Genomic DNA, 25,420 nt, shown 5'->3' on the forward strand with positions numbered 1-25,420 from the left:
GAAGCGGATGACCGGGCCTGATCATAGAGCCTGCTACTTCGCCAGACCGTCCTCGATCGCCTTGATGATCGCCGGCCGCAACTGCGCGGCCGAGATGATCGCGTCGACCGCCCCGACCTCGACCGCGCGCTGCACGCTGTGCACCCGGTCGAACTCGGCGGCCATCTCGTTCAGCTTCTCGGTCCGCACCGACTGCCTCGTCGTCACCAGCTCGCCGGTCAACGCCGCGCGCTCGGCGCCGGACGCCTCGGCCACCGCGGACTCCAGCTTCTTCACGCGCGGGTCGTTGGCCGTGCGGCCGTCGACCTCGCGGGCGAACACCACGGCCGCGGCGGGCGCGCCGCCGATGACCGAGGCGAAGGAGCCCTCGACGGCGAGCACCGTCATGGACGGGTTCAGGGCCTTGGAGAAGACCACGAACGCGCCGCCGTGGTACCGCGAGATCACCGTGAAGACGATCGGGCCGCGGAAGTTGACGATCGCGCGGCCGATCTCGGCGCCGTACTCCAGCTGCAGTTCCCGCATCGACTCCGGCGAGCCGTCGAAGCCGGACAGGTTCGCCAGCACGACCAGCGGGCGGTTGCCCGAGGCCGCGTTGATCGCGCGGGCCGCCTTCTTCGACGACTTCGGGAACAACGTGCCTGCGGTGTAGGTGTCCGGGCCGTCGGTGGGCGGGAAGCCGGTGCGGGACACACCGCGCGACTCGACGCCGAGCAGCGTCACCGGGATGCCGCCGAGGTGCACGTCCTGGACGACGGCGGTGTCGGCGTCGGCCATGCCCGCCCAGCGCTCCAGCACGTCGTGGTCCTGGTCCGAAAGCGCGCGCATGACGGTGCGGATGTCGAACGGCTTCTTGCGGTCCGGGTTCGACTCGATCGAGAAGATCTCGCCGACCGTGTTGAACGGGCTGTCCCCCACCACGTGCGGATACGACGAGACGTCACGACCGACAGGGTCCGAAGTGGACACCCGGCGCGGTCCGGACTCGCCCGGCGCGATGTAGCTGTGCTCGTAGTGGCCCAGCAGCACGTCGAACGCCGCCCGCAGGTTCGGGGCCCAGTACTGCGCCTGGCCGTTCGGGCCCATGACGCGGTCGTAGCCGCCGATGCCGTAGTTGTCCTCGGCCGAGACGCCACCGGAGAAGTCGAGCGCCTGCTTGCCGGTCAGCACCATCGCCGAGTCCGGGGTCATGACCAGGATGCCCTTGGTGTGCATGAGCATCGTGGCCTCGGCGTTCCAGTACGGCTGGGCGCCGACGTTGATGCCGTTGACGACGACGTTGATCTCGCCACCGTCCTGCGTGAACTCGACGATCCGCTTGAGAGCCGCGGCCACCCAGTCCATGTTCTCGACACCGGAGTTCATCGAGATCTTCGCGCCGGACGAGAGCGAGAACCACTCCAGCGGAACGGAGAGCTCCTCGGCCAGGTCGATGGCGTGGATGACCCGCGAGCACTCGGGCTCGGCCAGCGCGCCCAGGGACTTGGTCGGGTCGCCCAGCAGCACGACGCGCTTCATGCCCTCGGGGTACGCCGGGGTCGGCGTGGTCACCACACCGACGACGATGCCGGCCTTGTTGCCACCGCGCGGGCGGTCGACGGGCACGAGTGCGCCCTCGACCAGGTCGTGCTCCACGAAGGACCCGCCGTCGCCGACGAGCATGTCGACCAGCTCGTACGGGTAGATCGTGCCGCGCGACTGGGCGCGCAGGACGTTCTGGCGGTAGTCGTCGAGCGGCTGGATCGGGGCGGTCGGCGGCTGCACGAACGAGAACCGCACGCCGGAACCGGCGTCGTTCGCGATCCGCACGCCGATGTCGGTGATGTCACCGGACACCGGATCCCTGCGGCGCGCCAGGAACAGGACCTCTTCCAGGTCCAGGCCCGCGGTCGTCGGCAGCACGCGCTGACCGATCGCGTCCAGGTCCTTCGACCCGAGCTCGGTGGGCGGCCACGCGTAGAGCACCACGCGGTTGGTGGCCAGCCGGGTGCGGCCACCGGACTGCGCGCGGGCCCTGCGGATGCCGTCCAGGCACGTGGCGAGCACGTCCTCGGCGGCGGGCAGGGCCACGATCCGGCCCTCGTCGTCGCGCAACGGCGTCAGGTCGCGGACCTGGCCGAGCGCCACGAGCCGCTCGTCGGACTTGTTCGCCTTGGCCACGGCGCGGAACAGGTAGACGTCCTCGTCCACAGAGGACAGCCGGGTGAGGTCGAACTCGCGCAGCCGTTCGAGCTGCATGCGTTCGGCGATGCGCGGGTGCAGCCCGCGCACCAGCCTCTCCTCCGCGAACCCGTTGGACGACGGGCGGAACGTGAAGTGGTGGTGCATCGACTCGCCGCGACGGCCCGCGACCGTGGTGGTGATGCGGGTGATCGTCGGCGGAAGCTGGTGCGCGGCCAGTGCGGCGCCCAGACCGGCGGCCATCTCGTCCTGGTCGGACGGGCCGTCGACCCAGTTGACGTAGAGGTCCGCGACGACCGCGCTGCCGGTGCCGTGCTTGACGACGTCGCCGACGGCGTCGGTGAGCGACGGGAACTCCACCGCGGTCGAGATGAGCCGCGTCTGCTCCGGCTCGTTCTCCGCGATGAAGAACGCCCCGTTCACGCGCGGGTTCTCCAGCGCCTTCTTCGTGTAGTAGCGGCGGGCCAGCACCTCCAGCAACGGGGTGTTGTCCGCGCCGGGCTTGCCGATGCGCTGGCCGAGCAGGCGCACCAGCGGTTCGGCCGACGCCACCATCGCCACGATCCGCTCCTCGCGGTCCGCCGCCTGTGGCTGCGCGTCGAGGTGGATCAGGTGCTTGCGGACCTCGCTGTGCACGCGGGCGCGGTTGCGGCGCACCAGCGGCTGCGCGAACCAGGTGAACACGACGCTGCGGGCCAGGTCGGCCACCGCCGGGTAGCGGACCTGCGTCGCGGCGACGATGTGCTCCAGCACCAGGCCGATCTGGACCTGCTCGGACTCGACCGGCGGCGCCTCCTGCACCCACTGGCGCAGCAGGGTCGTCGCGACGGCCGCGTCGAACACGCCCCGGCGCGACGCCACGAAGATCCGGAAGACGGCCCGCTCCAGCTCCGGCGTGCGGTCGAGCTCGGTGATGCCGTAGTGGCCCATCACGTTCTGCAGGCGGGCGCGGAAGCCCTCCGGCAGCGCCGCACGGTCGGCGTCCAGAGTCTTCAGGTACGTGTGGAGGTGCTCGCGCGGAGAATGGATGTGGTTCTCCGGCTTGGTCTCCTCACCGGCGGGACGGTTGCGCGAGAGGTCGCAGAGGTCGGCGAAGATGCCGAGCAGCTGGGCCTCCTGCACGAGCGGCCGTTCCAGCAGGTCGTGCCGCGCGCCCATGTAGTCCGTCAGCACCCGCTCGGTGTCGGCGGCGGTGGTGTCGAAGCCCAGCAGCAGGTTGCGCAGGTCGTCGAGGCCACGGGCGACGAGCTCCTCCGGCCGGACGTCCGTGCGCGGCGCGGGCAGTTCCAGCTCGACAGCCGACTCGGACTTCTGCTCCTCGACAGCGCCGGCCTCGTCCTCGATCTCCTCCAGCTTGAGCAGCGCGCCACCGGCGGGCACCTGGGTGCCGACGACGACGTTGAGCTCCTTGAGGCGTGCGCGGAACGGCGCGCGCAGCACCGTCTCCATCTTCATCGCCTCGAGCACGAGCACCGGGGCGCCGGCCTCGACCTCGGCACCGACCGCGAGCGGCGTGGCGACGACGAGCGCGGGCATCGGCGAGCGCAGGACGCCGCCCTCGTCGCGGGTGACGCGGTGGGTGACCCCGTCGACCTCCACCTGGTGGACCACGCCGTGCGTGCCGGTGACGACGCGGAACCGCTCGCCGTTCACGGTGATCTGGCCGACGTGATGGTCGAACCGCTCGACGTCGACGTCACCGGTCAGCACGGTCTCGGAGTCCACGGCGGACACACCGACGCGGTACTTCGCGGCACCGATGCGGGCGACGTTGACGAGGTAGGGCTGGCCGCGCAGGACGAACTCCAGCTTGACCGCGCCCTCGTGGTTCGTGCGCGGCTGGCCGCCACGCGAGGACGCCAGCAGCTCGGAGCGGTTGATCTGCTCCTCGTCCTCGTACACCTCGATGCCGGCCGCGGCGAGCGCGATGGCGGAGTGGCGGTGCGAGATCAGGCCGCCCTCGGCGCGGACGCGGTCGATCCACGAGGTGTCGGCAGAGCCGTCGATCACGGCGGGCTCGTCCAGCAGGTCGAGCACGAAGCTCTTGTTGGTCGTGCCGCCCTCGATGATGACGGTCGTCTCGGCCATGGCGCGGCGCAGCTTGCCCAGCGCCTCGTCACGGGTGCGGCCGTACGCGATGATCTTCGCGATCATCGAGTCGAAGTCGGCGGGGATCTGCGAGCCCTCGGCCACGCCGGTGTCGACGCGGATGCCGGGGCCGGCCGGCAGCTCCAGCCGAACGATCGTGCCGGGGCACGGCGCGAAGTCGCGGTCCGGGTCCTCGGCGTTCAGGCGGGCCTCGACGGCGTGGCCGAGCTCGACCGGCTTGTCGCCTTCGAGCTTGCCGCCACCCGCCACGTGCAGCTGCGCCTTGACCAGGTCGAAGCTGGTGGTGATCTCGGTGATCGGGTGCTCGACCTGCAGGCGGGTGTTGACCTCGAGGAACGCGAAGAGCTTCTCACCGGGGTGGTAGAGGAACTCGACGGTGCACGCGCCGCGGTAGCCCACGGCGTTCGCGAGCCGCTCGGCCGAGGTCTTGAGCTCGTCGACCTGGTGCTGCTCCAGCACGCAGGACGCGGACTCCTCGATGATCTTCTGGTTGCGCCGCTGCACCGAGCAGTCGCGGACGCCGAGCGCCCACGCCGTGCCCTGGCCGTCGGCGATGACCTGCACCTCGACGTGCCGGGCGCCGGTGACCAGGCGCTCCAGGAACATCACGCCGGAGCCGAACGCGCGCGCGGCCTCCAGGCTGGTGCGCTCGAAGTTCTCTTCCATCTCCGCGGGGGAGGTGATCTTGCGGATGCCCCGGCCACCACCACCGGCGGTCGCCTTGAGCATCAACGGGTAGGTGACCTCCTCGGCCACCTTGAGGGCGTGCTCCAGGTCCGTGACCGCACCGCGCGACCACGGCGCGACCGGGACACCGACCTCCTCGGCGATCAGCTTCGAGCCGATCTTGTCGCCGAGCTTGCGCATGGCCTCGGCGGACGGGCCGACGAACGTGACGCCGACCTTCTCGCACAGTTCGGCGAACTCGGGGATCTCGGCGACGAAGCCCCAGCCGACCCACGCGGCGTCGGCCTTCGTCTCGACGAGTGCCCTCTCCAGGACCTCGAGATTGAGGTACGGACGGTCAGCCGCCAGGCCGAGGTTGTAGGCGAGGTCCGCTTCCCTGACGAAGGGCGCGGACTTGTCGACATCGGTGTACAGGGCGACGGTCTCGATCCGTTCCCCTGACTCGGCGGCGAGCTCACGGACGGCGTGGATCAGCCGCATAGCGGCTTCCCCGCGGTTGACGATCGCTACACGACTGAACAACGACTTGGCTCCTCGCGGACATTACGACCTCAGCGGCAAACGCCGCCCAATCGATGTACACACTCTCGTCTACTACCCGGTAGGAAAACCGCTAGATCGAAGCGAGTTGAGCAGCGTGCTTTGTATGAAACCAACAAGGCACCAGGTCCTCGGTTCAGCTTCACTTGAGCCCGTGTCCCAACTCACCACCACGCTCGGCGTTCACCCGGGACCACGCGAGCCCCGCGGCGAACACGAGCGGTAACGCCGTGATCACCAGGGCGGAGCGCACCGACAGCGCGTCGGCCAGGACTCCCCCGGCCAGCGCCCCGACGGGCTGCCCCACCCCGAACGTCATCATGCGCCCCACCAGGTTGACTCTCCCCTGAAGATGATCAGGGGAGATCAGCTGGCGCACCGTGATGCCGTTGACGATCACGATCGTCGAGGTCAGACCCCACAGCGCGGTGCTCAGCACGGCGAGCCACCACAGCTGCACCCCCACTAGCAACCCCATCACCCCCACCCCGGCGGTCAGTCCGATAGTGGTGGTGCGGCGGGGTTCGCAGGTGTCGCTGATCGCGGGCATGAGGACCGTGGCGACGAACGACCCGGCGGCCAGCGCGCTGAACAGCACGCCGATCCGCACGTCGTTCTGCGGCACCTCGAACACCCGGAAGGCGTAGACCACGAGAAGCCCGGACACGGCGCCGCCCGCGACCGCCTGACCGAGACCCAAGGCGAGGAAGAGCCGGACTGTGGGTTCCCTCCACAGGAAGTCGAGTCCTTCCCGGACGTCCGCTTTGAGGGAGGTGCGCGGAGGCCGGGTCAGGTGCAGCGGTCGCAGGATCGTGCGGAGCAGCGCCGCGGACACGGCGAAGCTCACCGCGTCGAGCGCCATCGTCCCGGCCGGCCCGTGGATCGCGAACAGCACTCCCACGACCGACGGCGCCGCGACGTGCACGGCGGTGGCGGTGCTCCAGATGGCGCTGTTGGCGCGGACGAGGTTCTCGCTGCCGACGAGCGCGGGCACGGCGCCGAAGGTGGCGGCGTCGAACCAGACACCGACGCTCGCGACCCCTGCCGCGACCAGCAGGAGGTGCAGCGGCGTCAACGCGTGCAAAGCCGACGCCACCGGCACGCTGGCGAGCAGCCCGGCGCTGACCAGGTCGGTGACGACCATGACCGTGCGCCGGTGCGTGCGGTCGACGAACGCGCCCGCGACGAGCCCGAACGCGAGGTACGGCGCCGCGGTCAGCGCCGCGAGCGCTCCCGTGTACGCGGCGCTGCCGGTGAGCGAGTACATGAGGACGGGCAACGCGACGCCCGACACCGCGGACCCGGCCGTCGAGACCAGCCTGGCGAGCCAGAACTTCCTGAACTCCCGATCGTCCCAGAGAGTCACATCAGGACTGCGGAATCCGGATCACGCTCCCCGGGGTGATCACGTTGGGGTCCGTGATGACGTGCGGGTTGGCCCGCACCAGCCGCGTGTAGGTGTTGCCGGAGCCGTAGAACTGCGTGGCGATCGACCACAGCGTGTCACCGGCCTTGATCTTGTACTCCTGGTACACCCGGTAACCGGGCACGATCCGCGGCCCGTACACCACCGGCACGATGACCTTGTCGAGCTCGGCGCCGTCCTGCGGCGACACCCAGAACACCTCGACGAAGAGCCGGTCGAGCGCGAACGACGCCCCCGACACGTCGACCTGTACCTGGAACTGGCCGTGGCCGCCGACCCCGTCCCCCGCGGTGAACCCGCCGACGACCTCGTCGTGCCCTTCGTGGATCCGGTAGCCGAACTGGGCCTCGAACGCCCCGCCCGCGGTGCCGGCGATGTGGACGCGGCTCCCGACGAGGCCGAGCGGGCGAGGTTGCTGAACTTCGATGGACATGGTGTCCCCTTCCTCCGCTAGTAGGTCGTGAGCGGAGCGGGGGTCGTTGCCGGGGTTCACCCCGGTGGCGCAACGGCTGGTGGTGGAGGTCGGAGTCGAACCGACTCTGCGCGAGGCTCCCGTTTTACAGACGGGCGGGGCTCCACAGCCCCATCTCCACCAATGTGGTGCGCGTTTTCCGCGCACGAAAAAGCCGCCCTGACCCGTTCGCACGGGCGGGCGGCTCTCGACGTCGGCGAGGCCTTACGGCATCACGACGGAGAGCCTGAGCTGGGCGGATAGCTGCGATAGCGGCGCATGCGGACCACCTTGCCGGACTGTCCGCGACGCCGCCAGCCATTTGTTGAGAGGAAACGCGGTTCCGCACCCGAGCGATATCCAGGCGTGAGGGTTGTGGGGCGTGGTCGTGAGCTTGCCGCGGCGCGGTCGTGGCTGGCGGCGGAGACCGGGCGGTTGGTGCTGTGCGCCGGCGAGCCGGGCATCGGCAAGACCCGGCTGGCCCAGGAACTGGCCGGGCACGCGCTCGCGATCGGCCGGGAGGTCGTGTGGGGGCACTGCGTCGAAACCGCCGGTGCGCCGGCGTTCTGGCCGTGGCGGCAGGTCCTGAAGGCGGCCGGCGCGGATCCTGATCTCGTGCTCGCGCACGACGCCGAGGTGCCGCAGGACAGGTTCCGGGTCTTCGACGCGATCGCGGCCGTGCTGGACCGCGACGGGCTGGTGATCGTCGTCGAGGACGTCCACTGGGCCGATGAGGCGTCACTGCTCGTGCTCGCTCATCTCGCCACGCAACTGCGGAACGTGCTGCTGTTCGCGACCTTCCGCGACCCGTGCCCCGCGGTCGCGGACCTGATGCGCTCGGCCGACCGGATCGACCTGCACGGGCTGTCCCCCGACGAGGTCGCGGAGCTGGTCGGGACCGAGCACGCGGCCACGATCACGGAGCTGACCAGCGGGAACCCGTTGTTCGTCACGGAGATCGCCCGCGCGGTCGGCGACGGCACGTGGCGCGCGGACCAGCCACCGCGCAGCGTCCGCGACATCGTCACCGCTCGCCTGAGCCGGCTCTGTCCCGACGCCCGCGAGCTGGTCAAGACGGCCGCGCTGATCGGCCGCGACTTCGACCTCGACCTGGCCGCCAGGGCCTCCGGCCTGCCGATCAGCGCACTGGACGAGGCCACGACGCTGATCGACGCGACCGGGCACCGGTTCGTGCACGCGCTGACCCGCGACGCCGTCGAGGCCGCGCTCACCCCCGCCGAACGCCGCGCGCTGCACCGCCGGATCGCCGAGGCGATGACGAGCAGCACGCGCTACGCCGACGTGGCCCGGCACTGGAACGCCTGCGGCGAAACAGAAGAGGCCCGCACGTGGACGATCCGTGCGGCGCAGGACGCGGTGGTCCGGCTCGCCTACGAGGAAGGCGTCCGCCTCTACCGTGCCGCCGCCGAACTGGACGACAGCCACGAGATCCAGGTGGCGCTGGGCAGAGCCGCCTACTTCGCCGGGGACCTCGCGGGGTGCGTCCAGGCCGCGCAGCGCGCCGCCGAGCTGGCCTCGTCGCCCGAGCAGATCGCGGAGGCCGCCCTGGTCCTCGAAGCCGCACCCGGCGCGGGCGTCAACGCGGTCGCGACCCCGTTGTGCGACAACGCCCTCCGCCAGGACGTCCGCCCGGCCACCCGCGCCCGCCTGCTGGCCCAGCGCAGCCACCTCGCGTTCTACCGCGGCGAGCAGCACCGGCTCGACGAGCTCAGCCGGGAGGCGCTGAGGCTGGCCCGCGGCGACGATCGTGCGCTCGCCGAGGCGTTGCACGCCAGGCAGGAGGCGTGTCCCGGCCCGGCAGGACGTGCCGAACGCCTCGACCTGGCGACCGAGATGATCGACCTCGCCCACCGCACGCACAGCCCACGCGGTGCGATGTGGGGCTCGTTGTGGCGCATCCACGCGTTGGTCGAGAGCGGTGAACTCGCTGCGGCACAAGAAGAACTCCCGGCTTTGAAGCTGGCCTGCGAACGGGTCGGTGGCCAGGTCCCGTTGTGGCACCTGGACGTCGTGACGGCGTGTCTCGCCCAGGCACAGGGCCGTTTCGCCGAGGCCCAGGAAGTCGGCCGCAGGGCCTACGACCGGATGCGGGTGATCGAGCGCGAACCGGCGTCGGGCGCCTACTTCGCTTTGCAGTGCGGGCTTTCCTGTCATCTCGGCGTCACCGAGGACGGCCTCGCGCTGGCCCGCCACTTCCACGACCCGCCGCCCCGGTTCCGGCTGATGTCGAAGCTCACGCGGGCGTTCCTGTTGCTGCGTGCGGGTTTCCGCGACGAGGCCCTGGACTTCTACCGCCGTTCCGGCCCGATCGCCGAGTGGGACCTGCCCGCGTTCTTCGTGCTGCCCGGCCTGGTCGACGCCGTCCTGGTGACGTCAGGCCTGGGTCTGACCGAGGACCTGCGGCTGATCCTGCCCCGCCTCGCGGAGTTCCGCGGCGAGCACGCGGCCGGCAACGGCGTCGCGTACATGGGCCCGGTCACCCTCGCCCTGGGACGCGGCCACCTGGCACTCGGCGACCACGAGCAGGCCATCACCGACCTCACCGCCGCCGTCGACGAGGCCTCCCGCGCCGGCGCGCCCGCGTTCGCCGCCGAGGCCCGCTGGCACCTCGCGGCCGCGTTGCGCGCGGCAGGCCGTGACGCCGACGCCGTGCACCGCGCCGCCGACCGTGCGATCCGCACGCTGGGCATGACCGCGTTCACCACGACCGAACTGAGCGGCCGCGAGCACGAGGTCGCGTCACTGGTCACCGAGGGCATGACGAACCGGCAGATCGCGCGCCGGCTGGTGATCTCCGAACGGACCGCCCAGAACCACGTCCAGCACATCCTCACCAAGCTCGGCTTCAGCACCCGCAGCCAGATCGCGGCGTGGATGAGTACCGCACCGAGTACTTCGGCGGATGGCTGACCAGCGCGAACTTCCTACCTTGGGAGCACACCGACCGAGGAGGACCCCATGTGGCTCACCATCGCGACCCCGCCCATCCAGTCCCTCGACCAGCTCGACCAGGTGATGGGCGCGGCCACCCCCGACGGCCTGCGCGCCCGCTACGCCTGCCGGGCCGAGGGCGAGTTCCGGGTCATCGCCGTGTGGGAGTCGAAGGACCACGCCGACCGCTTCTTCCGCGAGGTGCTCGGCCCGATCCTGGCCCGCGTGCTCGGCCCGGAGCCGTCCGGCGCGCCCGCGATGATGGGCATGGAGGTGCTGCGGGAGTACGTCCCCGTCAGCTAGTTCAGGACCGCGATCGACACGTTCAGGGCCGCCGCGAAGCTCACCCACGCCAGGTAGGGCACCAGGAGCACCCCGGCGGCCCTGCTCCGCCGCCAGAACGCCACGATCAGCGCGACGATCGCCAGCCACAGCACCAGGATCTCGGCGAACGCCACCCAGAACCACCCGAGCCCGAAGAACAACGGCGTCCAGGCCGCGTTCAGCACCAGCTGCACGCCGAACAACGCCAACTCGTTCCGGGTCGCTCCCGCGCGCCACGCAAGCCAGCCCGCGACCGCGATCATCACGTACAGCGTCGTCCACACAGGACCGAACAGCCATGAGGGCGGCGCCCAGGAAGGCTGCTCCAGATCCATGTACGTCGATCCGGCCGACACGGAGAACAGCGACCCCACCACGGCGGTCACCAGCACGGCCCCCGCGAAGAGCCCGAGAGCGCGAACCGGATGGCGTTCGGATACCAGCGTCATGCCACGGTGATACCCGTTCACGAGCCGGCCAAAGCACGAACGATCCCGAGCACCGCCGCCCTGCTCGGCCGCACCCGCTCGGCGGCGTTGAGCAGGGTGAGCTCGTCGACCAGGACGGCCTCGCGGATCTGCGCGTCGTGCCCCGGCAGCTCGGCCCGCAAGGCCTCCACCAGCCGCGACCGCAACGCACGGCCCAGCGGGTCGTCGGCCGGCAGCAGGCGCCAGTGCGCACGCAGGATTCGCGCCGCCACGTCCTCGCCGCCGACCGCCCAGAGCAGGCGGATCATCCGGTCGGCGAGGCCCATGGGAACAACGGTAATGCGCGCAACAGCCGGTCGCAGATCTCCTTCGACCACCATTTGGCCAGTTCCGCACACCTACAAGCCATTCCGATCGCCCGATTCAGCGTGCAGGCGGTGCCACGATCCGCTGCGACACGTGTGCCCGTCGGACGGAAAGCTCCGGAGATGACCGGCGCCACTTCGGACCGTCCGCGAAGAACGGTCCGAAGTGGCAGGGCGGTCTACTTCTTCTTGCCGGTGAACAGGCTCTTGACCTGGTTCCCGCGGCGGCGCAGGCCCCACTTCGTCACGCGGATCAGCGCCTCGCGCACGATGTTGCCGCTCATCTTCGACTCGCCGAACTCGCGTTCCAGGAACGTGATCGGCACCTCGCGGACCCGGAAGCCCAGCTCCAGCGTCCGCCACAGCAGGTCGATCTGGAAGCAGTAGCCGGCCGACGCGACCGAGGCGAGGTTCAGCTTGCGCAGGGTGTCCGCGCGGAACGCCCGGTAGCCACCCGTCATGTCGCGGATGTTCGCGCCCAGCGCGAGCCGCGAGTACAGCGAGCCGCCCAGCGACAGGAACTTGCGCTGCGCAGGCCAGTTCACGACCTCGCCGCCCGGCACCCAGCGCGAGCCCAGGACCAGGTCGGCCTTCGGCAGCGCGTCGAGCAGCCGGTGCAGCTGCTCCGGTGCGTGCGAGCCGTCGGCGTCCATCTCGCAGATGACGCCGTAGTCCCGCTCCAGCGCCCACTGGAAGCCCGCGACGTACGCGGCGCCCAGACCGGCCTTCTCGGTGCGGTGCATCACGTGGACCCGGTCGTCCGCGGCCGCCATCTCGTCGGCGAGCTGGCCGGTGCCATCGGGGCTGCCGTCGTCGACCACCAGCACGTGCACGTCGGGCAGTGCCGTGTGCAGTCGCTTGACGATCTTTCCGATGTTGTCCCGCTCGTTGTACGTCGGGATCACCACCAGCACCTGCCCGAGTTCCTGGTCAGGCTGCCGCGCCATTCGAGTCCTTCCGTCGTCGGGTGAAGCCCAGCGCCAACGCCACAAGGCCCGCAGCGGCAATCACCCACTCGGGCCAGGCTCCTAGCCAAGTCGCCAGCGTAGTCTGTGACCGCAGCGGCAGTGTCGCGACCAGGGCACCCGGCTCGAAAAGCCCAGTCTTCTGAGTGACGGAACCGTCAGGTTCGACGATCCCGCTGACCCCTGAGGTGGCCGCCACGACCACGGCCCGGCCGTGCTCCACCGCACGCAGTCTGGACATGGAAAGCTGCTGGTAGGTCATCTCCGTGTACCCGAACGTGGCGTTGTTCGTCGGGATCGCGATGATCGTCGCGCCGGCCGTCACGGAGTCGCGGACAACTGAGTCGAACGCCACTTCGTAACATGTGTCAATCGCGACCTTCGCCGGTCCCATGACGAAACCTTCCGGGTCCGTGCCGGGCTGGAAGACACCCGCGCGATCGACCTCGGACGCGAACAGCCGGAAGAACGAGCGCATCGGCATCGTCTCGCCGAACGGCTGCAGCTTGCGCTTGGTGTAGGTGTCCGTGGCCCCCTTCTCTGGGTCCCACAGCACCACCTGGTTGCGCGGCAGCCCGTCGCTCTTGTCGACCACCACGGCGCCCACCGCGATCGGCGCCTTGATCGTCTTCGCCGCCCTGTCGATGAGCGCGGCGGCGTCGGTGTTGCGGAAGGGGTCGATGTCGGAGGAGTTCTCCGGCCAGATCACCACGTCCGGCTGCTTGACCTTGCCCGCGGCCACGTCGGCGGCGAGTTCCATCGTCTTCTTCACGTGGTTGTCGAGCACGGCCCGGCGCTGCGAGTTGAAGTCGAGCCCGGCGCGCGGCACGTTGCCCTGGATCGCGGCGACGGTGACCGTCCCCGCGGACGCGTCCACCCCCACCGGTACCACCAGGCCCACCGCCAGCGGCACCACGACCAGCGGCAGGCCGAGCTTCCAGTTCTTCACGAGCCAGAACAGCCCGAACCCGGTCAGCGCCACCGCGAACGTCACCAGCGGCGCCCCGCCGAGCGACGCGAGCGGCAGGAACCAGCCCTCCGGCTGTCCGAAGGCGATCTTTCCCCAGGTGAAGCCACCGAACGGGAACACGCCGCGCAGCGCCTCGTCCGCCACCCACAGGCACGCCGCCCACAACGGCCAGCCCGGCACGCGCGACGCGAACGCCATCGCGGCCGTGCCGATCGACATCATCAGCGCGCACGCGAGCGCCAGCGGCAGCCACGCGATCAGCCCGACGAACTCACCGGTCCACCGCAGCAGCGGCACCATGAACCCGAGCCCGAACAGCAGCCCGTACCCGAACCCGGCCCGCGCACGCCTGTCGTAGATCACATGCGCGAGCAACGCGAACCCGACCGGCGCCAGGAACCACAGCGGACGCGGCGGAAAGCTCAGGTAGACCAGCACGCCGCCGGCGACGGCGAGTGCGACGCGCGACAGCACCGGAGTGCTCACTTTTCGCCTGCGCGCGGGCAATTCCGGCGATTCCGGCGCGATGGGGGGTGCGACCACCCGATCAGAGTACGAGCCCCGGAGTACACAGGACGTATGAGCTACGTCGATCTTGTGTTGGAGCGGCTGTCCACAGACGACGACCGTGAGTCCGTGATCGGCGGCGACACCAGACTCACCCGCGCGCAAGCCCGTGACCTGCTGTTCCGTCTCGCCGACGGTCTCGCCCAGCGCGGCATCGGTCCCGGTGACGGCGTGGCCGCGTACGTCGGCAACACGCCGGAGGCGGTCCTGCTGGCCGTGGCCGTCCATCTGCTCGGCGGCCGGCTCGTCTACGTGCCGCCGGAGCCAGGCCCGAGCGAACTCAGGGCGTTGATCGAGCGAGCCGACGTGTCCGGGGTGGTGGTCGACCCCGCCTTCAGCACCCGGCTCGACGGCTGGCACCTCGCCGACCTCCCTGGCGACCCCGTCGAACGCGTTCCGGCGTCCGACTTCACCACCGTCATGTACACCGGCGGCACGACCGGCCTGCCCAAGCTCGCCGTCCACCGCTCCGACGACCGCTGGGCGGCGTCCGCGCAGACACCGCCCATGAACCTGCTCTGCAACACGCTCATCACCCACGGCAGCGGCTCCGGCGCGGCGCGGCTCGCCCTGATGACGGGGTCGAAGCTGGTGCTGGGCCCGTCGACGTTCGACGCGGACACGTTCGTGCGCCTCGCCCGCGACGAGGAGATCAACGCGACGATGTTCGTGCCGCCGATGATGTACGAGGTGCTCGACCACCCGGACTGCCCCGGCCCGCAGTTCGGCGTCGTCATCCTCGGCGGGTCCCCGGTCGCCCCGAAGCGGCTGCGTCAGGCGATCGAGAAGTGGGGCCCGGTCGTCAACCAGGGCTACGGCATGACGGAGGCCATGGCGATCACGATGATGCCCGCGACGTCCGTCGACCTCTCGCGGCCGGACACGTTGCGCACGGTCGGCAAGGCCAATCCCGTCATGGAGGTCGAGACCCGCGACGGTGACGTGTGGGTGCGCGGACCGTTCGTGATGGAGGGCTATTGGAATGAACCACCGTTGAGCGAAACGGCCGATGGCTGGTTCAACACCGGCGACATGGGTTATTTCGATTCGGACGGTTACCTCTACCTCAACGACCGCAGCAAGGACGTCATCGTCACTGGTAGAACGTCCGACAACGTCTACTCACGCCTGCTTGACGACTTTCTCGTCACGCTTCCCGGTATCCGGCAGGCGGCGGCGGTCGCCCGGCCGGACGAGGCACTGGGCGAGGTCGTGCATCTTTTCCTGGTCACCGAAGGACCGGATGTCGATGTCGACAGAATTCGCGATTCGGTCGTTGCCGAACTGGGTGAGCTTTACCAGCCCAGAGGGGTCACGATTGTGCCTCGACTGCCCCTGACCAAGGTGGGAAAGGTCGACAAGCGCAAGCTTCGTTCCCAGTTTCGGTAAGGTTCGGGCTAAATCAGGAGGTGACGGATGCCCCGTCCAAGCGTGGAAGCAGAACGCAAGGCGCAGATCCTCGCGTCCACCTGCAAGGTGATCGCGGCAGAGGGCTTCCGCCACCTCCGGGTGTCCGACGTGGCCAAGGACGCCGGCGTGTCGGGTGGCACGGTCCACTACTACTTCGAGACCAAGCGCGAACTCACCGACGCGGCCTTCGAACACTGCTTCGAGCTCTCGGTCCGCCGGCGCCGCTGGATCCTCGAGTCCGACGAGCCCCCGTTGTCGCGCCTGCGCATGGTGGTCGAGTCGTACCTCCCCGAGGGGGCCGAGACCGTCGAGGCGTGGAAGGTCTGGGCGGAGCTCTGGGTCGAGGCGATCCGCAGCCCCGAACTGCAGGAGCTCAACGAGCGCTTCTACGGCGAGTGGCGCGACATCGTGGCGAGCATCTTCCGCGACGGCCAGGCCTCCGGCGACATCCACACGTCCGGCGACCCGCTCGAACTCGCGAACATGATGGTCAGCATGCTCGACGGCCTCGCGCTTCAGGTGCTCGCGGGATCGAGGGCCATGACGGTCGACGCGATGCGCACCACGTGTCTGAGGTTCGTCGACCAGCTCTCCACGGCGTCCGTCGGATAGCTCTGCCCGCTCGTCACCCGCGCACAGCACGAGCAGCAGTGCCACTGGCGTGCGCGTAAAACCCAGGAACAGCAACCCCTTCGGGACCGGCACGGTCTCCGGCCGCGCACTGCGCCACGTCTTCTGCGGCCACGACGTCAGCACCAGCCGTCGCATCACGAACCACACGCTCGCGCCCATCGCCACCGCCGAGACGAGCGACACCACCGTCAGGCTCCGCACGGCGACGGCGGCGCGTAGACCGCGATGAACACCGTGTCGATCAGGAAGTCAACGCGCGTTTCGGCTCCCCCAACGTTCGGGACAACCGTGCTGTCGCAGGTCACAGCCCTGGAGTTACGTGATGTAGCTCATCCGGGTGAAATCAGGGTTCATCCCCGATGCAACAGATGGACGAAAGTGGGCATCCTGGGTATATGACCACGACAGTTGCTTTGAGCAGGCCCAGGACCAACCGGATGATCGCGGGTGTCTGCGCGGGGCTCGCCCAGCGCTGGGGAATGAAGGCGGGCACCGTGCGCCTTCTGTTCCTGCTGTCCTGCCTTCTGCCGGGACCGCAGTTCGTCGTCTACATCGTGCTTTGGGTGATCATGCCCGACCGCGGTTACTGATCGACCGCAGGAACGCTGCCGCCGTTCGCCGGAGTTCCGGCGAACGGCGGGTCGTTCGGGTCGAAGCCGCGCGTCAGGACGCGATCGATCATTCGACGCGAGGCTTCTTCGCTCAGTGCGACGCGGTCCAGCTTCGTCAACACCTTCGAATAGAGCGAGATCGACGACTTGTCATCGAGGAAGAGCGCCGAGTTCAAGCCTTCGACATAGGCCATCGGCTCGTACTTCGCGAACGACAACATCGTGAAGTCGCCGGTCAAAGCTCTTCCAGCCGGCACAACGCGAAGGCTGATGTACGGACGGATCAATAGGCGCAGGATCTCGTGGAGTTGCTCCGCCAGCACATCGATGCTTCCGAGTCTCGCCGCTCCATCCGAGCGGCGACCAGAGCCTCCACGTCCCTCGCTTCCACGAAGGGTGAGTCTTCGGCCAGAACGCGGGTGTACGACTCCACCTGCGTCAGGCCTGGCAGGAACATCGAGCTCCACGTCACCACTGTCTTGGCGATCTTCTGGTGGCGGTTGAGCGCTCGAAAGCGTGGTGGCACCGGCGAGTCGTAGAGCTGCAGCCAGCCTCTCTCCCTGGATTCCAGGTAGAGCTCCTTCAGATACTTGAACTCATCCGGCGCGGTCTGGCACATGCCCAGCAGGTAGGTGAAGTCGTCGAGGGACACTCCGGACTTGCCGTTGATCAGATCCGAGAGCTTGGCGTGTTCCCACTTGAGCCGCCGCGCCAACTCGCTCTCCAGCATCCCGGTTCGGGCGATCGCCTCACGCAGGCATTCGCCGAACTCCCGTCCCAGCACTGTGGACACTCTCTTTGGCATGCGACGAAATTAGCCTCGCCACTCCTCCGCACTCCATCATTTCGGGCCCAAATTGACCTGAAAGAAGCAGACGTAGAAGGGTTCTAAGACTTTCAGCGGTTCTCCTCCACCGGTATCCCGGCCAGTTCCTCCGACAGGCCCGTGAACGACTCCGGCTCCACCCGCAACACCCCGTTGAACGGCTGCGTCATCCCCACGCACAACACGCACACGAACGCCAGCACCGCAGCCGTCAGGCTCATCTGCAGCACGTGCCGCCTCCGTGCCGTGAAGCCGATCAACAACGGGAACACGATCATCCCCACGGCTCCGGCGATCGTGCCGATCAACATCAGCACACCGGTGTTGTCGAGCCCGCCGGCCGAGTCGATCCGGTCGCGCCGCAGGTCGGTGATCTCCCGCATCCGTTCCAGTGACCGTTCCCGCGCGCTCTTCACCTGGTCCGGCGTCGCGGGCAGCGACAGGATCTCGGAGTGCAGCGAGTTCAGCGTCTCGGTCGTCGTGTCGTCGGACTCGCCGACGGCCAGTCGCGGCCATTCCTTGTCCGCCACCAGTTTCGGGTACTCGGTGAGCAGCGAGCGGATGTGGTCGCGTTGCGGTTGCGGCATGACGGCGGTCTGCCAGTAGACGTCGGCCACGGCGGCTGCCTCACGGGAGGCGTTGTCCTCGGCGGCGCCGCTCTCCTCCCAGACGATCACCACGTAGAACGCCAGCGCGACGATGAACAGGCCGCTGATCACCGCGCCCAGGAAGCCACGCGAGTCGGCGTCCCGGTCGTCGGCCTGCTCGTGGGCACGGGAGCGCCCGAACAGGATGCAGGCGATGGCGGTCACGACCACCGACGCGAGAACGATGACTAGCGCGGTCCACATGGGGTCCATCTCCCCACAGCGGACACCGTTTGACCACCAACACCACGCTTCCCGGCACTGTTGTGCGCCCGTCAAGAGCAACGAGGCGTTGATCAAGCACACAGCAAGTCCACATCGGAGCGCGAGACCGCAACCCTTTGACACGAAAAGGAGAACCGCACCCCGCCAACCGCGACGGAGAGTGAGGACGGCGTGATCAACGGGCGGTGACAACCACCGGGAAGCGTGCCAACCTGTGCCCCGACCCGACCGGAAGGCGTGGCATGCGTGTACCGATCCTCATCGCCGTCGTGCTGCTGATCCCACTGCTCACGCCGGGGCCGGTCGCCGCGGCCGAGGTGTGGCGCACCCAGTTCGACGAGGCGGTGTACGGAGACGTCACGGTCGTCGGCAACTCCGTCCTCACCTGCCCGACGCCCGAGCAGGCCGGACCCCATCCGAAGTACCCGCCGCAGTCCTGTGTGGACGCCCTGAACCGCAAGGGGCACGGGCCTTCCGCGCTGAACAACGGCCACCGCATGTCGTGGACCGACGTCGACGCCGACCCGGCGACCGTCAACTCGTCCAGCGCCGAACTCAGCATCCCGGCCGGCGCGACCATCGCGTACGCCAAGCTCGGCTGGGCAGGCAGTGCGACCTGCCGCGACGCACTCGACCCGCCAGGAACGCCAAGCGACCCGGTCACCTTCAACGGCACCAAAGTCGCCCCCGACAAGTTCGTCATCGACGCGCCGGACGAGCTCTCCCACACCGACAACGCCTTCTACAGCGCCGAAGCCGACGTCACCCGCGCGCTGACGAGTGGCACCGTGACGGTCGGCAACGTCTGGGCGCCGCAAGGGTTCGACTGCTTCGGCGGATGGTCGCTCACGGTCGTGTGGAAGTTCGCGAACGCCACGGCGACGGTACCCGCGAAGCGCCACATCGCGGTGCACGGCGGACACGTCCGCCTCCCCACCAGGAAGCCCGTGCTGAGCACGCCGATCGCGCCGACGCACCCCGCAGGTGGGGTCATCCGTCTGGGCATCACCGCGTACGAGGGCGACTGGGCCACGGACGGCGACCAGATGCTGGTCAACGGCGCGTCGATCGGCGACCGCAACGCGTTCGTGTCGTCCGCACAGGGTGCTGCGTACCCCAACAACATGAGCGTCGACGCGCGCACGGTGACCATCAGCGAGGACGCCCTCAAGCCCGGCACCAAGAGCGCCGAACTCAGCTTCAAGAGGGCGGACGACGCGTTCCTCGTCCAGAGCATCGCGTGGTCGTTCCCACTGCCGGAACTCACGCTGACGGTCGCCCCGGAGACGCCCGCCGCGCATCCCGAGGACACCGTCGCCCAGACCGCGACGATCACCAACGTCGGTGACGCGCCCGCCGCCGACGTGACCGTGTGCGGCCAGCAGATCGGCACGATCGCCGCACGCGCCACCGAAACACGCACCTGCTCGTCCACAGCGGCCGACGACGACTACCCCGCGACGATCGCGGTGAGCGGCACCAGCCTGGCGGGCGATCCACTCGCGACGCAGAAGGCGACAACGGTCGACGTGCTGCACCCCGCGCTGAAAGCGACCACCACGTCAGACGAGATGACCTCGCTCCCCGGCCAGGCCGTCAAGTTCACGACGACGGTCACGAACACCGGCGACACACCGCTCTTCGGCCTCGCCGCCCGCGCGACCCGGGGTTGTGACCCCATGCAGGGACAGCTCGACCCCGGCGCGACGTCCACGGTGGACTGCACAGCTCCCGCCGGCGACGAGAGCGGCGCGCTGACCTCCACCGTCACGGCGGCGGACAAGATCGGCGGCAAGGTCGAGGCGTCGGCGTCCGTGCAGGTCAAGGTGGTCTACCCACGGCTGACGATCAGCGCGGCCTGGTCGAAGGACCGTGCGCTCGACGGCGAGGACGTCACGGTCACCGTCACGGTCGGCAACCCGTCGGACCTGCCGATCGCCGACGTCCGCGTGGAGGGCGAGCCCGCCGCGTGCCAGCGGGAGTTCCCGGTGCTTCAACCGCGCGAGCGCGTCACCTACACCTGTCTGGCCACCGCCCCGATCAACTCGCGGCTGACCGTGTCCGGCGCCGGTGCCGCCGGGGCCATCAGCGAAAGCGCGGTCGTGCGGATCGAGTCCCTGAGCGCCCCGCTGCCGCCCGCTCTCGAGCCTCGCGTGTCGGCACCTGACGAACCAGCACCTCCGCGCCCGGTCGCGCATGTCGAACAGGTGTCGAAACCGGCGGTCGGTGGCATCGCGGCGGTAATCGGGATGATCGGCATGGTGGTCGTCGCGAGTGCGTTCTCCGGGTTGGGGCGCCGTTGAAAACCGGCAGAATTCGCATTCACGGCACTAACAGAGGCGTTTTACTTCGGAGCGGAATGCGGTAGAAGGGCAATATGGAGATCACCGCCTTCCTGGAACGCAAGCTGGCCCGCCGGTTCCGGACGTACGACTCCGACGGCGACGGGTTCATCGAGCGGGAGGACTTCGCACAGGCGGGCGAGCGCACCACGAAGGCATTCGGCTTAGGTCACGACGATCCGAAAGCCGTGCGGTTCCACGACATGCTGATCGGGCTGTGGGAGCAGCTCTCGGCGGTCACCGACCAGGACCGCGACGGGCGGATCAGCGTCGAGGAGTACAAGAAGGCGTTCGCGAACGGGTTGCTGGAGACGCTGGAGTCGTTCGACGAGGGTTATGTGCCGTTCCTCGACGCGCTGATGGCGATAGCGGACGAGGACGACGACGGCAAACTGACTCTGGAAGAGCACGTGACGTGGACCGGCGCGTTGATGAACCTCTCGGAGGCGAACGCACGCGGAATTCACGACCTGCTGTCCGACGAGGACGGACTGCTGTCCACTCAGGCCTTGCTGGCGGCGATCCGGGAGTTCTACTTCTCCGAGGATCCCGCCGAGGCCGGCAACTGGCTGCTCGGGTCGTTGGACTGACGTGCTCTTAAAGACGCTGCAGGAGTACGCGGCCAGGGCCCAGCCCGCCGAACACGTCGAAGAGGCGGGCGGCTGGTGGCTGCGGCACTCCCCCGACGACGCCTGGTGGGTCAGCGCGGTGCTGCCGCACGACCGCGAGGACAGGGTCGAGATGGCCGAGGAGTTCTGCGCCGAACACGGGTCCGGGGTGCGGTTCCAGATCACGCCGGGCGTGTGCGCGGACGACCTCGACCTGCGACTGGAGGACAGGGGTTATGCGCGGGGTCATGACATGTCCCTGCAGATCGCCTCGACCGCCGAGGTGCTGCGCCACGCCGATGCCGACGCCGGCGAGGTGACGCCCAGACCCACCGACCAGTGGCTGGCGGCGTGGCAGAAGGTGACCAAGCGGGACGTCAGCGCGGAACGCGACCTGCTCAGCCGCGTCGAGCACCCCAGCGCGTACGCGTACGCCGAGGTGGACGGCCAGGTGGTGGCCGTGGGACGCGCGGTGGCCGAGGAGGGGTGGGCCGGGGTGTTCGGCATGGCGACACTCCCGCACGCACGTGGTCAGGGCGCCGCACGGTCCGTGCTGGCCGCACTGGCCTCATGGGCAGCCGCGCGCGAGGCGAACCACCTGTACCTGCAGATGGAGAAGGCGAACACCAAGGCGTTCCGGCTGTACGAACGGACGGGGTTCCGCGAGGTGTGCACGTACCACTACCGGATTCGTGTCTAACCAATCAGGAATCAAGAAGGCAGAGCTGAGGTGCGCGAGTTAGTTTTGCGCCATGACCAGGACAGCTCCGACGGCGCATGATGCCGACACCCACGACCTGATCCGCGTGCAGGGCGCGCGGGTCAACAACCTGCGCGACGTCGACGTCGAGATCCCGAAGCGCCGGTTGACGGTCTTCACCGGTGTCTCCGGGTCCGGCAAGAGCTCGCTGGTGTTCGGCACCATCGCCGCGGAGTCGCAGCGGCTGATCAACGAGACCTACAGCGCGTTCATCCAGGGCTTCATGCCGACGCTGCCGCGCCCCGAGGTGTACCTGCTGGAGGGCATCACCACGGCGATCCTGGTCGACCAGCAGCGGATGGGCGCCGACCCGCGCTCGACCGTCGGCACCGCGACCGACGTGAACGCGATGCTGCGCATCCTGTTCAGCCGTCTCGGCGCACCGCACATCGGCGGCCCGCAGGCGTTCTCGTTCAACGTCGCCTCGATCTCCGGCGCGGGCGCCGTGACGATCGAGAAGGGTGGCCAGAAGGTCAAGGAGCGCCGCGAGTTCTCCATCACCGGCGGCATGTGCCCGCGCTGCGAGGGCCGCGGGCAGATCTCCGACATCGACCTGACCGAGGTCTACGACGAGTCGAAGTCGATCCTCGAGGGCGCGATCAAGGTGCCCGGCTACAACGTCGACAACCAGTGGACCGTGCAGACGTTCGCGCAGTCCGGTTTCATCGACCCGGCCAAGCCGATCCGCAAGTACACCAAGAAGGAACTGCACGACTTCCTCTACCGGGACCCGATCAAGATCAAGGTCAACGGCATCAACCTGACCTACGAGGGCCTGATCCCGAAGCTGCAGAAGTCCATGCTGTCCAAGGACCGCGAGGCGCTGCAGCCGCACATCCGCGCGTTCGTGGACCGCGCGGCGACGTTCGGCACCTGCCCGGACTGCGGCGGCACCCGGCTGACGGAGGCGGCCCGGTCGTCGAAGATCAAGGGCGTCTCGATCGCGGACCTGTGCGACATGCAGATCACGGACCTGGCGGACTGGATCCGCGGTGTGAAGGACAAGTCCGTCGCGCCGCTGGTGGACAAGCTCGCGCACGCGCTGGACTCGTTCGTGGAGATCGGCCTCGGCTACCTGTCGCTGAACCGGCCCGCGGGCACGTTGTCCGGCGGTGAGGCGCAGCGCGTCAAGATGATCCGGCACCTCGGGTCCGCGCTGACCGACGTGACGTACGTGTTCGACGAGCCGACGATCGGGCTGCACCCGCACGACATCGAGCGGATGAACAACCTGCTGCTCCGCCTGCGGGACAAGGGAAACACCGTTCTCGTCGTGGAGCACAAGCCCGAGACGATCGCGATCGCAGACCACATCGTCGACCTCGGTCCCGGCGCCGGGCGGGGCGGCGGCACGATCTGCTTCGAGGGGTCGCTGGAGGGGTTGCGCAAGAGCGACACCGTGACGGGCCGCCACCTCGACGACCGCGCGTCGCTGAAGCCTGAGGTGCGGAAGAAGACCGGCGTGCTGGAGATCCGCGGCGCGTCCACGAACAACCTGCGTGACGTCGACGTCGACGTCCCCCTCGGGGTGCTGACGGTGGTCACCGGCGTGGCGGGCTCCGGCAAGAGCTCGTTGATCCACAAGTCGCTGCCGCGCGACTCCGGTGCGATCGTGGTCGACCAGACCCCGATCAAGGGCTCCCGGCGCTCGAACCCCGCGACCTACACCGGTCTGCTGGAACCGATCCGCAAGGCGTTCGCCAAGGCCAACGGCGTGAAGCCCGCCCTGTTCAGCGCGAACTCCGAGGGCGCCTGCCCGAACTGCAACGGCGCCGGCGTCGTGTTCACCGACCTCGGCATCATGGCGACGATCGAGTCCCCCTGCGACGTCTGCGAGGGCAAGCGGTTCGACCAGGCCGTGCTGGAGTTCAAGTTCGGCGGCCGCGACATCTCCGAGGTGCTCGCGATGCCCGTCGCCGAGGCCGTGGAGTTCTTCGGCGCCGGTGAGGCCCGCACGCCTGCCGCGCACGCGATTCTGGAGCGGCTCAACGACGTCGGTCTCGGCTACCTGTCGCTGGGCCAGCCCCTGACGACCCTGTCCGGCGGCGAGCGCCAGCGCCTGAAGCTGGCCACGCACATGGCCGACAAGGGCGGCCTCTACGTCCTGGACGAGCCCACGACCGGCCTGCACCTCGCCGACGTCGAACAGCTCCTCGGGCTGCTGGACCGGCTCGTGGAATCCGGCAAGTCGGTGATCGTGATCGAGCACCACCAGGCCGTGATGGCGCACGCCGACTGGATCATCGACCTCGGCCCCGGTGCGGGCCACGACGGCGGCAAGATCGTGTTCGAGGGCACGCCCGCCGACCTCGTGGCCGACCGCTCCACGCTGACCGGCGAGCACCTGGCTGATTACGTTGGTGCCCCGGCGCGTCGCAAGAAGCGTTGACCGGGTACCAAGGGGGCATGCACATCACCACGTTCCTGGACCGCAAGCTCAGTCGCAGGTTCGAGACCTACGACAGTGACCAGGACGGGTACGTCAACCGAGCGGACTTCGAACTGGCGGCGTCACGGACGACCGCCGCGTTCGGCCTGAGCCCGGACGACCGGCGGGCGAGGCGGTTCCAGGAGCACCTGCTGGGTGTGTGGGACCACCTCTCCGCCATGACGGACACCAACGACGACGGCCGCATCAGCGTGGACGAGTACAAGGCCGCGTTCGCGAAGGGGCTGCTGGAGCGGCCGGAGGCGTTCGACGACATCTACGTGCCGTACCTCGACGCGCTGATGGCCGTCGCCGATCATGACGGCGACGGCCAGCTCGGCGTGGACGAGTACATGCGGTGGACCACGGCGTGGATCGACCTGCCCGAGGACGCCGCACGGGCCGTGCACGCGCGGCTCGATCACGACGGCGACGGGCTGATCGGCACGGAGGACCTGCTGGCGGCGATCCGGGCGTACTACTTCTCGGAGGACCTGGACGGGCCGGGAGCGTGGCTGCTCGGCCCGCTCGACGACTAGTCCTGGGTCTCGGCGACGCTCTTGATCGAGGCGGCCTCGGTCTCGACGTATCGCCTGGCCAGCCGCTTGGTGAACAGCCAGCCGGGCCCGGACAGCGGCCCGGACACGCTCACGGCGAGAGTGAGCCGGGTCCCGTCCGGGTGCGGTTCGACGACGTGCGAGGCGACGCTGAGAGCGCCGGGCTGCTTCGACTCCCAGGTGTAGGACATCCCGCGGGTCAGTTCGGTCACCGTCCACACCGCCTCCGGCAGCTTCGGTTGCCTGAGGCGGGCGCTGGAGCCGACGGTGAACGGACCGTCGTCGAGGCGTTCCACGGAGTCGACTGTCGAGATCCGTTCCGGCCAGCGCTCGACGTCGATGAGCACCTCCCAGACGCGTTCCGGCGGGGCCGCGATCGTGATGGCGTGCTGCAGGCCAGGCATCGGC

General features: G+C 69.1%; 20 protein-coding genes, 1 tRNA gene and 1 pseudogene. 11 read left to right on the top strand and 11 right to left on the bottom strand.

Annotated elements, in window-relative coordinates:
- Positions 1 to 33: 33 nt before the first annotated feature.
- From OG205_RS15505 to OG205_RS15520, 4 genes are all read right to left on the bottom strand, one after another.
- Positions 34 to 5,499, bottom strand: a complete 5,466-nt coding sequence (locus OG205_RS15505) for an ATP-binding protein (RefSeq protein ID WP_330276947.1) — start codon at positions 5,497 to 5,499, stop codon at positions 34 to 36.
- 160 nt (positions 5,500 to 5,659) lie between these two features.
- Positions 5,660 to 6,883, bottom strand: coding sequence for an MFS transporter (locus OG205_RS15510; RefSeq protein ID WP_330276948.1), 1,224 nt, complete (start codon positions 6,881 to 6,883; stop codon positions 5,660 to 5,662).
- Between the two features lies 1 nt (position 6,884).
- Positions 6,885 to 7,376, bottom strand: coding sequence for a Gmad2 immunoglobulin-like domain-containing protein (locus tag OG205_RS15515; protein WP_330276949.1), 492 nt, complete (start codon positions 7,374 to 7,376; stop codon positions 6,885 to 6,887).
- 77 nt (positions 7,377 to 7,453) lie between these two features.
- Positions 7,454 to 7,537, bottom strand: a tRNA-Tyr gene (locus OG205_RS15520).
- A gap of 223 nt (positions 7,538 to 7,760) precedes the next feature.
- Between OG205_RS15520 and OG205_RS15525 the strand changes: the two genes are divergently transcribed.
- Complete coding sequence (locus OG205_RS15525; protein ID WP_330276950.1) at positions 7,761 to 10,325, top strand: ATP-binding protein; 2,565 nt, start codon at positions 7,761 to 7,763, stop codon at positions 10,323 to 10,325.
- Between the two features lie 48 nt (positions 10,326 to 10,373).
- Positions 10,374 to 10,649: a hypothetical protein gene (locus OG205_RS15530; protein WP_330276951.1), complete on the top strand. Its 276-nt coding sequence runs from the start codon at positions 10,374 to 10,376 to the stop codon at positions 10,647 to 10,649.
- Here OG205_RS15530 and OG205_RS15535 read toward each other — a convergent pair.
- The 4 genes from OG205_RS15535 to lnt form a co-directional block, all read right to left on the bottom strand.
- Positions 10,646 to 11,119, bottom strand: a complete 474-nt coding sequence (locus OG205_RS15535) for a TspO/MBR family protein (protein ID WP_330276952.1) — start codon at positions 11,117 to 11,119, stop codon at positions 10,646 to 10,648. The genes OG205_RS15530 and OG205_RS15535 overlap by 4 nt on opposite strands.
- Positions 11,120 to 11,136: 17 nt before the next feature.
- Complete coding sequence (locus tag OG205_RS15540; protein ID WP_330276953.1) at positions 11,137 to 11,424, bottom strand: hypothetical protein; 288 nt, start codon at positions 11,422 to 11,424, stop codon at positions 11,137 to 11,139.
- Positions 11,425 to 11,642: 218 nt separating this feature from the next.
- Positions 11,643 to 12,410 (bottom strand): polyprenol monophosphomannose synthase, encoded by a 768-nt coding sequence (locus OG205_RS15545; RefSeq protein WP_330276954.1) that lies wholly within the window; start codon positions 12,408 to 12,410, stop codon positions 11,643 to 11,645.
- Entirely contained in the window at positions 12,394 to 13,941 is a 1,548-nt protein-coding gene (gene lnt, locus OG205_RS15550) for an apolipoprotein N-acyltransferase (RefSeq protein WP_330276955.1), read from the bottom strand. The genes OG205_RS15545 and lnt overlap by 17 nt, the downstream gene beginning before the upstream one ends.
- A 36-nt stretch (positions 13,942 to 13,977) precedes the next feature.
- Between lnt and OG205_RS15555 the strand changes: the two genes are divergently transcribed.
- The 4 genes from OG205_RS15555 to OG205_RS15570 all read left to right on the top strand — a co-directional run bounded on the left by OG205_RS15555 (position 13,978) and on the right by OG205_RS15570 (position 16,598).
- Positions 13,978 to 15,354, top strand: coding sequence for a class I adenylate-forming enzyme family protein (locus OG205_RS15555; protein WP_330276956.1), 1,377 nt, complete (start codon positions 13,978 to 13,980; stop codon positions 15,352 to 15,354).
- Positions 15,355 to 15,381: 27 nt separating this feature from the next.
- Positions 15,382 to 15,987, top strand: coding sequence for a TetR/AcrR family transcriptional regulator (locus tag OG205_RS15560; RefSeq protein ID WP_330276957.1), 606 nt, complete (start codon positions 15,382 to 15,384; stop codon positions 15,985 to 15,987).
- A gap of 49 nt (positions 15,988 to 16,036) precedes the next feature.
- The gene (locus tag OG205_RS15565) at positions 16,037 to 16,237 is read left to right on the top strand and encodes a hypothetical protein (protein ID WP_330276958.1); all 201 of its coding nucleotides are present in this window, start codon (positions 16,037 to 16,039) and stop codon (positions 16,235 to 16,237) included.
- A 166-nt stretch (positions 16,238 to 16,403) separates the two neighbouring features.
- Positions 16,404 to 16,598, top strand: coding sequence for a PspC domain-containing protein (locus OG205_RS15570; RefSeq protein ID WP_093588499.1), 195 nt, complete (start codon positions 16,404 to 16,406; stop codon positions 16,596 to 16,598).
- Here OG205_RS15570 and OG205_RS15575 read toward each other — a convergent pair.
- Together OG205_RS15575 and OG205_RS15580 are read right to left on the bottom strand one after the other, a co-directional pair.
- Positions 16,592 to 17,424: pseudogene (locus tag OG205_RS15575) on the bottom strand (helix-turn-helix domain-containing protein). The gene OG205_RS15570 and the pseudogene OG205_RS15575 overlap by 7 nt on opposite strands.
- A 92-nt stretch (positions 17,425 to 17,516) precedes the next feature.
- Complete coding sequence (locus OG205_RS15580; RefSeq protein ID WP_330276959.1) at positions 17,517 to 18,296, bottom strand: bestrophin-like domain; 780 nt, start codon at positions 18,294 to 18,296, stop codon at positions 17,517 to 17,519.
- A 263-nt stretch (positions 18,297 to 18,559) separates the two neighbouring features.
- On the opposite strand from OG205_RS15580, the gene OG205_RS15585 reads away from it, so the two are divergent.
- From OG205_RS15585 to OG205_RS15605, 5 genes are all read left to right on the top strand, one after another.
- Positions 18,560 to 20,620, top strand: coding sequence for a hypothetical protein (locus OG205_RS15585; RefSeq protein ID WP_330276960.1), 2,061 nt, complete (start codon positions 18,560 to 18,562; stop codon positions 20,618 to 20,620).
- Between the two features lie 74 nt (positions 20,621 to 20,694).
- On the top strand, positions 20,695 to 21,249 hold the full coding sequence (locus tag OG205_RS15590) for an EF-hand domain-containing protein (protein WP_330276961.1): 555 nt from the start codon (positions 20,695 to 20,697) through the stop codon (positions 21,247 to 21,249).
- A 1-nt stretch (position 21,250) separates the two neighbouring features.
- Positions 21,251 to 21,967 carry a GNAT family N-acetyltransferase gene (locus OG205_RS15595; protein ID WP_330276962.1) on the top strand — a complete coding sequence of 239 codons (717 nt, stop codon included), beginning with the start codon at positions 21,251 to 21,253 and terminating at the stop codon, positions 21,965 to 21,967.
- A gap of 52 nt (positions 21,968 to 22,019) precedes the next feature.
- On the top strand, positions 22,020 to 24,416 hold the full coding sequence (locus OG205_RS15600) for an excinuclease ABC subunit UvrA (RefSeq protein ID WP_330276963.1): 2,397 nt from the start codon (positions 22,020 to 22,022) through the stop codon (positions 24,414 to 24,416).
- 17 nt (positions 24,417 to 24,433) lie between these two features.
- Positions 24,434 to 24,994, top strand: a complete 561-nt coding sequence (locus OG205_RS15605) for an EF-hand domain-containing protein (protein WP_330276964.1) — start codon at positions 24,434 to 24,436, stop codon at positions 24,992 to 24,994.
- Here OG205_RS15605 and OG205_RS15610 read toward each other — a convergent pair.
- Positions 24,991 to 25,416: an SRPBCC family protein gene (locus OG205_RS15610; protein ID WP_330276965.1), complete on the bottom strand. Its 426-nt coding sequence runs from the start codon at positions 25,414 to 25,416 to the stop codon at positions 24,991 to 24,993. The genes OG205_RS15605 and OG205_RS15610 overlap by 4 nt on opposite strands.
- Positions 25,417 to 25,420 lie beyond the last annotated feature (4 nt).

The organism is Lentzea sp. NBC_00516 (assembly GCF_036346835.1).
GTDB classification, from domain to species: Bacteria; Actinomycetota; Actinomycetes; order Mycobacteriales; family Pseudonocardiaceae; genus Lentzea; species Lentzea sokolovensis.